Genomic DNA, 13,321 nt, shown 5'->3' on the forward strand with positions numbered 1-13,321 from the left:
TGAAACTCCATCCAATGCAGCGACCATTAGTCACTGCTACAGTTCCAGATTTGGGAGCTGATGCATCTTAGATCAAGAGCCCTCTTGCCGATCCGAAACTTCAAACGGACACACCGCGTCATAGAAGCTCAGGCTCGCGGGCGCCGTCAGCCCGCGTCGCGCGTGAAACCGATGCTCGACCAGCATGGCCTGCTGCTCAATGTTCAAGCCCTCCCATCGGCAGGTGTCGTCGGCGGCATAGGTGTAGCTGGCGACGCTGTCGCCCGCCTTAAGCTTGGCGAACAGCAGGTTCACCCCCTGCTGCGCCTGCCAGACATGGGTCAGTTCGTGCACCAGCACCCCCTGCACGCCCAGGGCCGCCGATGCGAAATCCTCAACCAAAGCCCGCGCAGGCCAGACGATCCAGTCCCGCCCGAACCAGCGTCCGGCGACGAACGCCCGCGCGAACGGCCAGCCGATCAGCCGCACGGTGTCCAGACGGACGGCGTCGCCGAACGCCTCACGCGCCAGCGCGGCCTCGCCATCGGTCAGGGCGCGAAGGAGTCGTCCCACGGCTTCACATACTCCCAGTGCCAGGGTTCAAAGACATAGGGCACGAAGCCGAAACGCCCTGCATTGGCGACCAGCCAGCGATAGGTGGCTGTGCGGCTCATGTGCTGACGGCTGGCGGCGGCGGTGGAGTCGACGCCCATGCCTTGCAACTGCCCCACATACAGATCGACCGCCGTGCCGGTGCGGTGCGGCGAACAGACGGCGCGGCGCAGGCCGTCGCAGTTCCGATCCTGTGCGCACCGCGCAGCGTCCGCCTCCGGGTCGCGGAAGCCGGAGAAGATCTGCAGCAGCTCCGGATCGGCCTCCGCCTCTGGAACCTCCGCCCGCGCCGCTGCGACCAGTCGGCGATAGGCGTCCAGGACATCACGCCTCAATAGCCGCGTCAGACGGTCCGCGTGTTCCTCTGACGCCACCAGATAGCCCAGTTGATTGATCGGCGGCGGCTCGGGACATTCCTGACGCAGGCGCGCCATCACGAAGGGGCGGCGTTCCTGCCATACGCCGCGGAACACCTGGAAGGTCGCGGCGTCGAACACGCCCGTGGGCGGCAAGCCATAGGTCTGCTGGAAGGCGGCCAGCCGCGTGGCGAAGATTGGCGTTCCCGGTCCGCAATCCGTGCCGATCTCCTGCTGGATCAGCGGCAGATAGGTCTCCCATCCCCACTCAGCGGCGCCGAACGGCGCCCATTCCAGCGTGTAGAAAGAGGCGGCGTTGGCCAGTCCCTGCTCGTTCCAGTCGCCGGTGTCGGCGTGGCAGGGACCAGAGGCCCGCGCGCCGCCCGCCGCCGTCAGCGCAAGCCCAAGGATCAGAAACGCAATCAGACTTCGCAACATGACCTAAGGAAGCCTCAAGCCGCCGGTTCCGACAAGTCCGAATGCCTGACCTGTGATCGCACAAGTCCCGGTGCAAGCTTCATCAATCGCTGGCATGGTGACGCGCGGCCGACTCGCGCCGCGCCGTTTCGGAACGACGCATGTCGACCGCCCCTGCGACGACCGCCCCCCGGCGCTCCAACGCCGTGCTGGCCGCCTTTTCCGGTCCCTGCCTGCCATTGGCGGCGTTCGGCGTCGCCCTGCCCGTCACCCTGCCCGAGTTTTACGCCACCCATGTCGGATTGGAGTTGGGCGTAGTCGCAGCCGTCTTCATGGCCGTGCGCCTGATCGACATCGTGTTCGACCCCTTCATCGGCTGGGGCATGGACAAGACCAAGACCCGCTTCGGCCGCTATCGCCCGTGGATGGCGATTTCGACGCCCATTCTGATGCTGTCGGCCTTCATGATGTTTGTCGTGGTCCAGCCCGGCGCAGGCCCGGCCTATCTGTTTGGCTGGTTGCTGGTCCTGTACCTCGGCTTTTCCATCGGCACCCTGGGCCAACTGGGTTGGGCGGCGGTGTTGGCGCCCCAGTATGATCAGCGCAGCCGCGTCTATGGCTGGTGGCAGGTGTTCAACATCATCGGCGTCATCCTGATCCTGGTCCTGCCGACGGTGGTGGTCCAGACCGGCATCGGCAGCTATGCCGACGGCGTGCGGATCATGGGCTGGGCCATCCTGATCGCCCTGCCCCTGACCATCGGACTGGCCATGTTCGCCGTGCCCGAGCCGGTTAATTCGGGCCAGCAGCCGCATGGCGGCGCCAGCGCCTATCTGAACCTTCTGACCATGCCGACGGTGCGCAAGCTGTTGATCGCAGACCTGCTGCTGGGCGTGGCGCCGGGCATCACCGGCTCGCTGCTGTTCTTCTTCTTCGGCCAGATCAAGGGCTATGACCACAGCCAGGCCGGCCTGTTCATGCTGTGCTATTTCATCGCCGGCCTGTGCGGCGCGCCCATCTGGGCCTGGCTGGCCACCAAGGTCGGCAAGGACAAGGCCCTGGCCATCGCCAGCTTGATCTTCGCAGTCCTCTACATCGGCGCGACGCTTGTGCCCGGCGGCAATTTCGCCGTCACGGCGGTGGTCATGTTCATCGCAGGCCTGCCCTATGCAGCGGGCCTGTTCCTGCTGCGCGCCATGATGGCGGACGCGGGCGACGAGGTGCGGCTTGAAACTGGCGTGGACCGCACCGGCCTGATGTTCTCGGTCCTGTCCGCGACGACCAAGATCGGGCACGTCGTGGCCCTGATCCCCTACCTCATCCTGCAATGGGTTGGGTTCAAGGCGCTGCCGGGACCAGAGGGCAACAGCGAGTTCTCGCTTGTGACCCTGCAGATCCTGTTCATTCTGGTTCCCGGCCTGCTGCTGGCCGCCGCCGCACTGGTGCTGAAGGGCTATCCGTTGACGCCCAAACGTCACGATGAAATCCGGCTTGCGCTGGAAACCCGCGATGGAGCGCAGTCTTGAGGCCCATCGACCGCCTGCTGGGCATCATGGAGAAACTGCGCGACCCGGACGGCGGCTGCCCCTGGGACGTGGAGCAGACCTTCGCCACCATCGCCCCCTACACCATCGAAGAAGCCTATGAGGTCGCCGACGCCATCGAGCGCAACGACCTGACCGAGTTGAAAGGCGAACTGGGCGACCTGCTGTTTCAGGTCGTGTTTCACGCCCGGATGGCCGAGGAACAGGGGCTGTTCGCGTTTGACGACGTGGTGACCGCGATTTCCGAAAAGCTGGAACGCCGCCATCCCCATGTCTTCGGCGAAGAGGCCCAGCGATCCTCGAAAGAACAGACCATCGCCTGGGAGGTCATCAAGGCTGCCGAGCGAAAGGACCGCCAGAAGCCCGGCGTGCTGGACGACGTGCCTGTGGGCCTGCCCGCCCTGACCCGTGCCGCCAAGCTGACCAAGCGCGCAGGCCGTGTCGGCTTCGACTGGCCCTCGACCGACGAGGTGTTCGACAAGCTGGCGGAGGAGGTAGAGGAACTGCGCGTCGAGATCGAGGCTGGCGACAAGGCCAAGGCGCGCGAGGAATTGGGCGACCTGCTGTTCGTCGTCGCCAATCTGGCCCGCAAGCTGGACGTAGAGCCCGAAGACGCCCTGCGCGCCGCCAACGCCAAATTCGTCCGCCGTTTCGGCTTCATCGAGGCGGAACTGGCCAGGGATGGGCGCACGCCCGACCAATCGACACTGGAAGAAATGGATCGCCTCTGGGACGCCGCAAAGGTCGCAGAGAAGACCGCTGCAAAGAACTGAGCGCCGCGCGTGACCTACGACCTTATCATCTTCGACTATGACGGCGTCGTCGCCGACAGCGAGCTTCTGACCAGCACCATCATGGCGGAACAGCTCACCGCGCTGGGACTGCCGACCACGTTGGACGAGGTGTTGAGCGAATATGTCGGGCGGCGCTGGCGCGACAACCGCGCCCTGGTCGAGGCGCGGCACGGACGGCCCTGCCCAGATGAGTTTCACATCAACTATTCACGGATTTCCAGAGAACGCGCCCAGTCTGAAATGGGGCCGGTGCCCGGCCTGATCGAGTTTCTGAACAGCCGGACCGAAACCCGCTGCATCGCCTCATCCAGCGGACCGGACTGGCTGTCTCTGGGGCTGGACCGGTTCGGCCTGTCCGAGATGTTCGCCGACCGGGTCTATAGCGCCGCCCTGCACGTCGATCGCGGCAAACCCCACCCCGACGTCTTCCTCTATGCCGCGAGGACGCTGGGCGTCGATCCGGCGCGCACCCTGGTGATCGAGGATAGCGAGGCGGGGGTGCAGGCGGCCCTGTCCGCCGGCATGACGGTCGTCGGGCTGACGGCGGGCGGCCATGTGCGCGAGGGTCTGGCCCAGCGACTGACGGCCAAGGGCGCGCACCATGTGGCCAACAGCTATGACGCCGTCGCCGCCTTCATGGATCGCTGATCCTCACAGATAGCGGATTTCCTGCAGGTCCACTTCACGGATCATGCGACGTGCGGTGACTTCGTCGATCTGGCGCAGGCGCATCAGGCGGCCCAGCTCCGACCGTTCCGCCGCCAGCCCCGCCAGCCACAGTTCACGCTCGACCCGGTCGATCTTGCGCGTCACGGCGGCGTCGTCCTCCGCGCCATGCGTGTGGGTCTCGATGCGGCGGCGATAGACCTCCATGATCCGGCTGGCGACCTCGGCATAGAGGTCCGGATCGGGCTTGCTCTCGGCCATGGCGTGGGACGCGTCTTCAATGGCGCGCAAAGCGGCGGATGCGGCGGCGACCCTGCACCGGTCCTCCTCCACCTCATGCGATGGTTCAGGCGGCAGTTCGACATCCTGCAGCAGGCGCGGCAAGGCGATAGTCGCCACCAGCAGCGAGACGATGATCACGCCCGCCGCAAGGAAGATCGCCAGATTACGCGACGGCAGCAGCGTGCCGTCCGCCACGAAGAACGGCAGCGTCAGTATGCCCGCCAGCGTGATCGCGCCGCGCACGCCCGCCAACGACATCACCATGGTCAGACGCAGGCCCACCTTGGGCTGCGGCCCTCTGTGTCGACGACGAAACAGCGTCAGCTTCAGCGACGTCCACACCCAGATGAACCGAAGCGCCGCCAGCGCCGCCACGATGGCGAAGACATAGACCGCCAGCCACCAGATTTCAGGACGGCTGGTCCCGGCCACCACCTCCGCCGCGCGCGCCATGATCGACGGCATCTGCTCGCCCAGGATCACGAAGATGAAGCCGTTGGCGACAAACTGAACCGTGTCCCAGACAACGCCGCGCCGGATGCGGGTCATGGCCAGCGACTGGTTTCCGCCCACACCGCCGCGCTCGGTGAAGCTCATGGTGATCCCGGCGGCCACAGCGGCCAGAATGCCCGAAGCATTCAGCTCTTCCGCCACCAGATAGGCCGCGAACGGAATAAGCAGGCTGATCAGAACCTGGGCGCCCGCATCCTCGCCCCAGCGCTTGTTGACCCAGTTCTTGGCCCAGCTGATCGCCATGGTGACCAGAACGCCGACCGCGACGCCCGCCACCGCCAGCCAGGCGAAAGTCCCTATCGCGTGACCGATGGAGAAGGCGCCCGTCGTCGCCGCGATCACCGCAATCCGCATGCAGGTCAGGCCGCTCGCGTCGTTCAGCAGCGACTCGCCCTCCAGAATATGCATCAGCCGCTTGGGGATGGGCGCCCGCGCGGCGATGGCCTTCACTGCGATAGGGTCGGTCGGCGACAGGATGGCGGCCAGGGCGAAGGCCACCGGCAGCGGCATCTCCGGGATCATCCACCAGATCAGGAAGCCCAGGCCAACGACCGTGAACAGCACCAGCCCCAGCGCCAGCTCCAGGATCACCGCCCGGTCCCGGAACAGAGCCTCCTTGGGGATGCGCCAGCCATCCAGAAACAGCAGCGGCGGCAGGAACAGCAGGAAGAAGACATCCGGCTCTAGATCCACCGTGCTGCCGGTGATCAGCACCAGCGACGCGCCCAGACCGATCTGCACCAGAGGCAGGGCGATCCGTGTGATCTTGGCGATCGAGCCCGACACCACAACGGCCAGAAGCAGCAGCAGTACGGTCTCGATCAGATGCATGTGTCAGTCGACCAGGTCGGGATAAAGCCGCTCGAAACGTCCGAGCGCCGCAGGGTGCAGCCGCACCATGACATGAGTGCGGCCAAGATCATCCGTCTCGCGGAACGTCACCCGCCCATGCTCATACAGCCACGCCAACGCTTCACCCTGTTCGGGGGCCAGGGTCATCCGCGTCTCGGGGTCGTCGTCGATCAGTCCCGCGATGGTTTCGCGCAGAGGCTCGATCCCCTCGCCCGTCCATGCGGACACGGCGACCGCCTCGCCTTCCTTCGCCAGCCGTTCAGCCTGACCGAGAACGGCCTCGCGCGCCTCCTCGTCCAGCAGGTCGATCTTGTTCCAGACCTCCAGCACGCGGCGGGTCTTGCCCTCCGGCGTCTCGATCTGTTTCAGAACCGCTTCGACATCCTTGGCCTGGGCGTCGCTGTCGGCGGAGGCGATGTCGCGGACATGCAGGATCAGATCGGCCTCACCGACCTCTTCCAGCGTGGCGCGGAAGCTTTCGACCAGTTCGTGCGGCAGATCGGAGATGAAGCCGACGGTGTCCGCCACAATAGCCGGTCGGCCCTGCGGCAGCCGGATCGTGCGCTGGGTCGTGTCCAGCGTGGCGAACAACAGGTTCTTGGCGAAGACCTCTGATCCCGTCAGCCGGTTGAACAGGGTCGACTTGCCCGCATTGGTGTAGCCCACCAGGGCGATGGTCGGGAACGGCACTTTCTGGCGCTGTTTGCGGTGCAGGCCACGCGTGCGGCGCACCTCTTCCAGTTCAGCCTTCAGTTTGACGATACGGTCGGCGATAAGGCGTCGGTCCAGCTCGATCTGGGTTTCGCCGGGGCCGCCGGTCGAGCCGGTGCCGCCGCGCTGGCGCTCAAGGTGGGTCCAGGTCCGCACCAGACGCGAACGCTCGTAGTCCAGCCGCGCCAGTTCGACCTGCAGGCGGCCTTCCTTGGTCCGCGCGCGGCGGCCGAAGATTTCCAGGATCAGGCCGGTGCGGTCGATGACCTTCACCTCCCACGCCTTTTCCAGATTGCGTTGCTGCACCGGGGTCAGGGCGTCATCGATGATGGCCACATCGGCCTCGGCGGCGCGCATCAGGGCGGCCAGTTCCTCGACCTTGCCGGTTCCGAACAGGGTGGCGGGCGTCACCTTGCGCACGCGCACGATCTCCTCGCCCTGGATGTCCAGATCGAGGGCGCGGGCAAGGCCGGTTGCCTCCTCCAGCCGTTCTTCGGCCAGACGAGGCGATTCCGACCGTCCGTCGGGGTGGATGACTACCGCCCGCTGAACGGGGGCGGCGTGATCAATAAGCTTTTGGGTCAATCAGTCTTCTTCGGCGTCGGGCTCGTACAGTTGCACGGGCGCGGACGGCATGATGGTGGAGATGGCGTGCTTGTACACCAACTGGGACTGGCCATCGCGGCGCAGCAGCACACAGAAGTTGTCGAACCAGGTCACGATGCCCTGCAACTTGACCCCATTGACCAGGAAGATGGTCAGCGGCGTCTTGGTCTTGCGGACCGAGTTGAGGAAGGTGTCCTGAAGGTTCTGACGTTTGTCTTGCGACATGGCAGGTTGTTCCTGTTCTTTGTTGTTCGTCGCCGGTTAGCCGGCGCGGGGCCGGAACGGCCAAAGGCGACCTTAAACGCCGTCTCCCCGCTCGGGCAACGGCCTAAATGGCGTCTCTTCGCGCCTGTTCAAGATAAAGGGCGCGCAGGCGGGTCGTGATGGGTCCGGGCTTGCCGTCCCCGATCCTGGCCCCGTCAATCGATATGGCGGGCGTGACGAAGGCCCCGGCGGCGGTGAAGAAGGCCTCGCGGGCGCGCTTCGCCTCATCGACGCTGAAGGCGCGTTCGTCCAGTTCGACACCATGTTCGGCGATCAGCGCCATCAGGCTGGTGCGCGTGCAGCCTTTCAGGATGTTGGCCTGCACATCGCGCGTACGCAGCTTGCCGTGTTCATCGACGATCCAGGCGTTGGTCGAGGCCCCCTCGGTCACCAGCCCCATGTCATCGACCATCCACGCCTCATAGGCGCCCGCCTCCCGAGCCGCCTGCTTGGCCAGGACGTTGGGCAGCAGCCCCACCGTCTTGATGTCGCAACGCCCCCAGCGGATGTCCGGCTGCGTCAGGACGGCGACGCCCTTCAGCGCCTGGGCCTCGCCGCGTGACAGATTGACTGACTTGGCGGTGACGATGACGCTGGGCGGCGTGTCGGCGGCCGGAAACGGGTGGTCGCGCCGCGCCGTGCCGCGCGTGACCTGCAGATAGACCAGGCCGTTGCGCACGCGGTTGCGCCGGATCGTCTCACGCAGCACCTGCGTCAGCGCCGCGACCGACATGGGGATGGCGATCCGCAGTGCGGTCAGACTGCGATGCAGCCGGGTCATATGGCCGTCGAAATCCGCCAGCCTGCCGTCGAACACCGCCCAGACCTCATAGACGCCGTCGGCGAACTGGAAGCCGCGATCCTCGATATGGACCACGGCCTCCCCATGCGGGCTGTAGCTGCCGTTCACATAGGCGACGCGTGACATCAGGCCGGTTCGTCCTCTTCGCCGCCCCGCGCAGGCGACACGCCCAGCGACTTCAGCTTGCGGTGCAGGGCGGACCGCTCCATGCCGATGAAGGCGGCGGTGCGCGAGATATTGCCGCCGAACCGCATGATCTGGGCCGCCAGATACTCCCGCTCGAACACCTCGCGCGCCTCACGCAACGGCAAGGCGATGGTGCGTTCCGCGCCCAGCGACGGCGTGGCGCCGTTCGAGGTGGCCACCTCCTGCGGCAGCATGTCGGCGGTGATCGTTTCGTTGGGATCGCCGGTCGCCAGGATCAGCAGGCGCTCGATGTTGTTGCGCAGTTGGCGGATGTTGCCCGGCCAGGGGTGAACCTGCAGGACCGCCACGGCGTCGTCGCCGACGACCCGCTTGGGCAGGCCTTGCGCCGCGCTGATGGTGTCCACGAAATATTCGACCAGTTCAGCAATATCCTCACGGCGCTCCGACAGGGCCGGAACCCGGATCGGCACCACGTTCAGGCGGTGGAACAGGTCTTCGCGGAACTTGCCCTCGGCGATTTCGGCCTTCAGGTCGCGCGAGGTCGAGGTGACCACGCGCACATCGACCTGGACATCCTGCTCGCCGCCGACGCGCCGGAACCGCTGATCGACCAGAACCCGCAGGATGCGGCTCTGGCTTTCGCGCGGCATGTCGCTGATCTCGTCCAGATACAGGGTGCCGTTATGGGCGCGCTCGAACACGCCGATCTTGCTGGGGCGGCCGTCCTGGCCTTCCTCGCCGAACAGTTCGAGATCCAGACGTTCCGGCGTCATCCCGGCGGCGGAAATGGCCACGAACTCGGCGCGGGCACGGGGGCTGCCCTCGTGAATCTGGCGCGCCACAAGCTCCTTGCCCGAACCTGCCGGACCGGAGATCAGAACCCGGCTGTTGGCCTGGGCCACCTTGGCGATCGTGCTGCGCAGGGCCTGCGCCGCCTGAGAGCGCCCGATCAGGCCCGACGGCGTCATGGTTGCAGCGCGCAGGCGCCGGTTCTCACGACGCAGGCTGGCGGCCTCGATGGCGCGCTCGACCACCACCACCAGCCGATCCGACTTGAAGGGCTTTTCGATGAAGTCATAGGCGCCGCGCTTCAGCGCCGTCACCGCCGTCTCGATATTGCCGTGACCAGAGATCATCACGACCGGCAGGTCGGGGTCGATCTCCTTGACGACTTCAAGCAGCTCCAGCCCGTCAAGGCCCCCGCCCTGCATCCAGATGTCCAGAATGGCCAGCGAAGGCTTGCGCGCTCGAATAGCCGCCAGGGCCTCGTCGGAGTTGGCGGCTACGCGCACGGCGTGCCCCTCATCCTCCAGAAGGCCGGACACCAGATCGCGGATGTCAGCCTCATCATCGACGACCAGAATGTCGGAACCAGTAGGTCGCATCTTGCCTCGCTATTCGGCGGCGACGTTCAGAAGCTTGCGCTCCGATGCGTCACCGTTCTTGCCGGGTGGGTTCAATGGGAAAATCAGACATACGCGCGCGCCGCGCAGGGTTTCCGCGTCCGCGAGCTTCAACTCGCCGCCGTGGTCCTCGCAGATGCGCTTTACTATGGCCAGGCCGAGCCCCGTGCCCTTTTCGCGCGTGGTCACATAGGGTTCGGTCAACCGATCGCGGTCGCGCGCAGGCAGGCCTACGCCGTCGTCCTCGACCGCAAAGGTGGCGATGCCGTCCGTGATCGTCAGCGACGTGATCACGCCCGGCAGATCCGAGGCCGCAGGGACGCCGTCGGCCAGTCGGCGCGCAGCGACAGCTTCCCCGGCGTTCTTCAGGATATTCAGCAGCGCCTGCCCCACCATTCGGCCGTCGCACGTCTGCGTCGCCATGGGCAGAGGGTCGACCATGCTGACGACAATATCGGGCGCAGCGACGCGCTGTGCGAACACCGCCTCACGCAGCATCTCGGCCGGATTCGCCTGGGCGAAGCGCGGCGCGGGCATCCGGGCGAAGGACGAGAACTCGTCCACCATCCGGCCGATATCGCCGACCTGACGGATGATGGTGTCGGTGCAGCGGTCAAAGATCTCCACGTCCTCGCCGATGCGAGAGCGATATTTCCGCTTCAACCGTTCCGCTGACAGCTGGATCGGCGTCAGCGGATTCTTGATCTCATGGGCGATGCGGCGCGCCACGTCGCGCCAGGCGGCGTTGCGCTGGGCCGTCACCAGACGCGTGATGTCGTCGAAGGTCAGCACCATCTCGCCGCCCAGACCGCCCTCGATCCGCACCCGCAGGCGCAAGGTCTCGCCAGCGCGGCTGACGTCGATGTCTTCTTCGATATGGGCCTCTGCGCGGCGCACCAGATCGCTGAGTTCAGGCGACAGGCCGCCAAGCTCATGACCCAGCACCTCGGCCTCTTCGATGTGCAGCAGTTGCAGAGCGCTTTCGTTGATGGCGGATACGCGCCCCAGCCGATCCAGACCGATCACCCCCGCGCTGACGCCGGACAGAACGGTTTCAATGAACTTGCTTCGATCCTGCGCCTCTTCGCTGGCGTCCTTCAGCGCCGTCTGCTGGGCCTGCAGATCGCTGGTCATGCGGTTGAAGGCTTCAGACAGGGTCGCCACCTCGGCAGGCGCGCCGTGACTGTCGACCCGCGCGGTGAAGTCGCCGCCCGCCACCTGGCCCGCCGCCTTCACCAGACGCCCGATCGGCGCCGAGATGCTGCTGGCCGCCGACATGCCCAGCCAGACCGCCCCCACCAGCACCAGCAGCGCCGTCTCCAGATAACTGAGAATGAAGGCCGACTGAATCCGCGCCCGGCTTTCCTGCGCATCACGATAGGCGACGATGGATTGGCTGGACGCATTCATCCGCGCCACCAGCCCCTCCTGCAGGGGGCGCACCAGATAGAGATAGGCGTCGCCATAGGCAGGCAGGGCGATGATCGAGCGCACAGCGTCCGGATGCTCCGTGACCTGCTGCGGCGGCTTGCCGCCCTCGGCTGCGGCTTCCAGCTCGGAGCGCGGGGGGGCCAGATAGGGCGGCGCCTTGGCGGACTCGCCGCGCGCCAGAACCTCGCCCTTGCTGTTGAGAATATAGACCGCCGGATAGCCGAAGATGTCGCCGATCTGCTGCAGCGCGTCGTTGAAGCGGATGCGGTTGTCGAACAGGCCGCGGGCGCCGGTCAGCTGGTCGGCGATGATCACCAGGTCGGAGTCCATGGTCCCCGACACGTCGTCGATATAGGCCCGCCCGACGATGGCGCCGTTTTCGACTGAGGCCTGGACGTTCTGGCTGAACCATTGATCGACCCCCCGCGTCACCAGCATGCCGAAGACCAGGGCGATCAGCACCGACGGGATCACCGCCACCATCGAGAACAGCGTGACGAACCTGAGGTGCAGACGCGAGCCCGCCTCATTGGTGCTTCGCGCCAGGGCGAAGACACGCCGTCCGACCAGGAAGGCCAGACCGGATATCAGGAACAGATTGCCGATCAGGACATACAGCACCAGTTGGCTGCCGATCGAACCTTCGCCGCCTGAAATCGCACTGGGCGCCACCGCCACCAGCCAGATGGTCGCTGCGGTGATGACGACGGCGATGACATAGGCCAGGCCGAACAGGGCCCGCGCACGTTCACCCTGCAGCCGCCCCCAGAACGACTCATCGTCCGACACCAGGTCGGGCAAGGAGCTCACAGGGGGAGGCGTATCCGTCATGCCACAGCAGTCTCCCCCACCTGTGTCGCGCTTTCAACAACAGAGTTGCCGGATTTCAGCAAATTTCGCCGCCAAAGCTGAGCAATCTCTCGCTCAACAGCCTCTGGATCATCAAGGCGGCAAATTCTTGCCTTTGCCTCGCGACGGTGTTGCGGATCGGTCGGCCACGGCGCCTGCTCGATGTACCAACCCAGGTGCTTGCGGAACATGCGAAGTCCCAGCGGCATCCCATAGAAGGCGACCGACGCACGCAGGTGCTCGATCACGATCTGCAACCGCTCATCCACGTCAGGTTCGGCCAGAGCGACGCCGTCGATCAGCGCCCGCTCCAGGTGGGCCGCCAGCCATGGGCGGCCATAGACCCCGCGCCCCAACATCAGGCCATCCGCGCCAGAACGCTCCAGGGCTTCACGCGCCTCTTCCGCCGTAATGATGTCGCCGTTGACGATGACGGGGATTTCGACCGCCGACTTGACCGCGCCGACAGCGTCCCAATCCGCCTGACCCGTATAGAACTGCTTGCGCGTGCGGCCGTGGACCGTCACCGCCTTGACGCCGATGTCCTGGGCGCGTCTGGCCAGTTCGGCGGCGTTCTTGCTGTCGTCATCCCAGCCCAGGCGCATCTTGACCGTCACCGGACGGCTGGTCGCCGCAACCGCCGCCGCCATGATCCGGCACGCCAGATCGGGGGTTCGCATCAGGGCCGAGCCTGCGGCCGATCCCGTGACCTCCTTGGCCGGACAGCCGAAGTTCAGGTCAATGATGTCGGCGCCCGCCTTTTCGGCCATCCGCGCCCCCTCGCCCATCTGATCCGGGTCACGCCCGACGAGCTGGATGACCGTCAGCGGCAGACCTGCGCCGACAGCCGCCCGACGCACCACGTCAGGCCGTGCGCGCGCCAGCTCCTTGGCCGCCACCATCTCGGTCGCGACATAGGCGGCGCCCAGCTTCGAGGCCAGGACACGGAACGGCAGGTCTGTGATGCCGGTCATGGGCGCCATCAGCACCTGTCCGGGCACCGTCACATCGCCGATTTGCAGGGTCTTCGCCATTTCCGCCTTTCGCCGCATTGGGACCGGGTTCGTCAAGCCTGACAGCGGCGGTTTGATGG

At 66.0% G+C, this 13,321-nt stretch carries 12 protein-coding genes; 3 read left to right on the forward strand and 9 right to left on the reverse strand.

Annotated elements, in window-relative coordinates; all coding sequences use genetic code 11:
* Positions 1-72 precede the first annotated feature (72 nt).
* Both JKF87_RS03870 and JKF87_RS03875 read right to left on the reverse strand, forming a co-directional pair.
* Positions 73-552, reverse strand: a complete 480-nt coding sequence (locus JKF87_RS03870; protein WP_307417372.1) for a hypothetical protein — start codon at positions 550-552, stop codon at positions 73-75.
* On the reverse strand, positions 528-1,145 hold the full coding sequence (locus JKF87_RS03875; RefSeq protein WP_370874296.1) for a D-alanyl-D-alanine carboxypeptidase family protein: 618 nt from the start codon (positions 1,143-1,145) through the stop codon (positions 528-530). Before JKF87_RS03875 ends, JKF87_RS03870 begins: the two co-directional genes overlap by 25 nt.
* A 380-nt stretch (positions 1,146-1,525) precedes the next feature.
* On the opposite strand from JKF87_RS03875, the gene JKF87_RS03880 reads away from it, so the two are divergent.
* Genes JKF87_RS03880 through JKF87_RS03890 form a run of 3 tightly spaced genes read left to right on the forward strand, consistent with a single transcriptional unit; the run spans position 1,526 to position 4,350 of the window.
* The gene (locus JKF87_RS03880; protein WP_201097481.1) at positions 1,526-2,890 is read left to right on the forward strand and encodes an MFS transporter; all 1,365 of its coding nucleotides are present in this window, start codon (positions 1,526-1,528) and stop codon (positions 2,888-2,890) included.
* Positions 2,887-3,681 carry a nucleoside triphosphate pyrophosphohydrolase gene (gene mazG, locus JKF87_RS03885; protein ID WP_201097483.1) on the forward strand — a complete coding sequence of 265 codons (795 nt, stop codon included), beginning with the start codon at positions 2,887-2,889 and terminating at the stop codon, positions 3,679-3,681. Before JKF87_RS03880 ends, mazG begins: the two co-directional genes overlap by 4 nt.
* A 9-nt stretch (positions 3,682-3,690) precedes the next feature.
* On the forward strand, positions 3,691-4,350 hold the full coding sequence (locus JKF87_RS03890; RefSeq protein ID WP_201097485.1) for an HAD family hydrolase: 660 nt from the start codon (positions 3,691-3,693) through the stop codon (positions 4,348-4,350).
* A gap of 3 nt (positions 4,351-4,353) precedes the next feature.
* On the opposite strand, the gene JKF87_RS03895 is transcribed toward JKF87_RS03890, so the two are convergent.
* The 7 genes from JKF87_RS03895 to dusB form a co-directional block, all read right to left on the reverse strand.
* On the reverse strand, positions 4,354-5,994 hold the full coding sequence (locus JKF87_RS03895; protein ID WP_201097487.1) for a Na+/H+ antiporter: 1,641 nt from the start codon (positions 5,992-5,994) through the stop codon (positions 4,354-4,356).
* A 3-nt stretch (positions 5,995-5,997) separates the two neighbouring features.
* The gene (gene hflX, locus JKF87_RS03900; protein WP_201097489.1) at positions 5,998-7,311 is read right to left on the reverse strand and encodes a GTPase HflX; all 1,314 of its coding nucleotides are present in this window, start codon (positions 7,309-7,311) and stop codon (positions 5,998-6,000) included.
* Entirely contained in the window at positions 7,312-7,557 is a 246-nt protein-coding gene (gene hfq, locus JKF87_RS03905) for an RNA chaperone Hfq (protein ID WP_003164861.1), read from the reverse strand.
* Between the two features lie 103 nt (positions 7,558-7,660).
* Positions 7,661-8,524: a D-amino-acid transaminase gene (locus JKF87_RS03910; RefSeq protein WP_201097491.1), complete on the reverse strand. Its 864-nt coding sequence runs from the start codon at positions 8,522-8,524 to the stop codon at positions 7,661-7,663.
* A complete protein-coding gene (ntrX, locus tag JKF87_RS03915; RefSeq protein WP_201097493.1) occupies positions 8,524-9,930 on the reverse strand; it encodes a nitrogen assimilation response regulator NtrX in 1,407 nt (468 codons plus the stop codon). Before ntrX ends, JKF87_RS03910 begins: the two co-directional genes overlap by 1 nt.
* Positions 9,931-9,939: 9 nt before the next feature.
* Complete coding sequence (locus JKF87_RS03920) at positions 9,940-12,210, reverse strand: sensor histidine kinase NtrY-like (protein WP_201097495.1); 2,271 nt, start codon at positions 12,208-12,210, stop codon at positions 9,940-9,942.
* Positions 12,207-13,262 carry a tRNA dihydrouridine synthase DusB gene (gene dusB / locus JKF87_RS03925; RefSeq protein WP_201097497.1) on the reverse strand — a complete coding sequence of 352 codons (1,056 nt, stop codon included), beginning with the start codon at positions 13,260-13,262 and terminating at the stop codon, positions 12,207-12,209. The genes JKF87_RS03920 and dusB overlap by 4 nt, the downstream gene beginning before the upstream one ends.
* Positions 13,263-13,321 lie beyond the last annotated feature (59 nt).

This window comes from Brevundimonas nasdae, from assembly GCF_016654005.1.
GTDB lineage: Bacteria > Pseudomonadota > Alphaproteobacteria > Caulobacterales > Caulobacteraceae > Brevundimonas > Brevundimonas nasdae.

What these genes read in the sequence shown, in the direction of transcription:
- JKF87_RS03880 (WP_201097481.1), top strand. Translation starts at nt 1,526, where the DNA reads ATGTCGACCGCCCCTGCGACGACCGCCCCCCGGCGCTCCAACGCCGTG.
- JKF87_RS03895 (WP_201097487.1), bottom strand. Translation starts at nt 5,994, where the DNA reads ATGCATCTGATCGAGACCGTACTGCTGCTGCTTCTGGCCGTTGTGGTG.
- hfq (WP_003164861.1), bottom strand. Translation starts at nt 7,557, where the DNA reads ATGTCGCAAGACAAACGTCAGAACCTTCAGGACACCTTCCTCAACTCG.
- JKF87_RS03910 (WP_201097491.1), bottom strand. Translation starts at nt 8,524, where the DNA reads ATGTCACGCGTCGCCTATGTGAACGGCAGCTACAGCCCGCATGGGGAG.
- ntrX (WP_201097493.1), bottom strand. Translation starts at nt 9,930, where the DNA reads ATGCGACCTACTGGTTCCGACATTCTGGTCGTCGATGATGAGGCTGAC.
- JKF87_RS03920 (WP_201097495.1), bottom strand. Translation starts at nt 12,210, where the DNA reads ATGACGGATACGCCTCCCCCTGTGAGCTCCTTGCCCGACCTGGTGTCG.
- dusB (WP_201097497.1), bottom strand. Translation starts at nt 13,262, where the DNA reads ATGGCGAAGACCCTGCAAATCGGCGATGTGACGGTGCCCGGACAGGTG.